The sequence below is a fragment of the Halorubrum sp. Atlit-26R genome, from assembly GCF_003666015.1.
In the GTDB taxonomy this organism is placed as follows: Archaea; Halobacteriota; Halobacteria; order Halobacteriales; family Haloferacaceae; genus Halorubrum.
In genome coordinates, this window is record NZ_QPLT01000190.1 from 1 (window position 1) to 772 (window position 772).

Sequence of the window (772 nt, forward strand, 5' to 3'; positions counted from 1 at the left end):
GTTCTCGGAGTCCGGCGAAAGACAATTATGGTGGCTTTCAGATGTGTGAGTGATGCAAGCGCGGTACTCTGGTCGGTCAGTGTTACTTTATCTGGGAAGTGAGGTGGAGCGTATGGGGGAGAGCCTCGGTGCGGCAGAGGAGACGATGGTTGATGCGATTCGATTATGTGGGGATGTGCTCCGGTCGGGGTACGATTATGATTCGATCGATAGTGTTGCAGGGGCGTGTTTTTACTTAGCATGTACTCGACAGGATGAACCGATTTCATTACCGGACATTGCTGAGTGTGCGCGGAAGTCGCAGAAGAACATTCAGCATTTAAGCGCGAAGTTGATGTCTGAATTGGATATTCAGCCAACGCCAACTGATCCCGATACGTATCTTGAGGATGGGATCGAGGGGTTCGACTTCTCGGAAGAACAGGCAGCAGAGTGTTTCGGGCTGCTTGAACGTGGAAAAGAGCGGAATCTGCATAGTGGGTTTGCGCCGACAACGGTTGCTGGTGCGATTCTCTATGCGATCGCCCAGAAACACCGACTCGATATTCGGCAGCGAGATGTTGCAGAGTTCGTGAACAAGACCACGGTCTCGATCCGAAATAGTTACCGGGAGTTCCTGAAGTTGGCGGACGATGTCCCAGTGGACGTACTCCCACCGCAGACGATTGATGAGGCACTGACGACGCTGCAGACTGTATTCGATGAGCATCCGGCTGTGTATGCCGATGACGCCCGTGACATCGCAGTTGATGTCGACGTTGGAGAGAGCGCA

General features: G+C 53.0%; 1 protein-coding gene. It reads left to right on the forward strand.

Annotated elements, in window-relative coordinates; translation table 11 throughout:
• Window positions 1-112: 112 nt before the first annotated feature.
• The coding region (locus DVK07_RS20075) for a transcription initiation factor IIB family protein (protein ID WP_199719661.1) at window positions 113-772 on the forward strand (660 nt) is incomplete at its 3' end.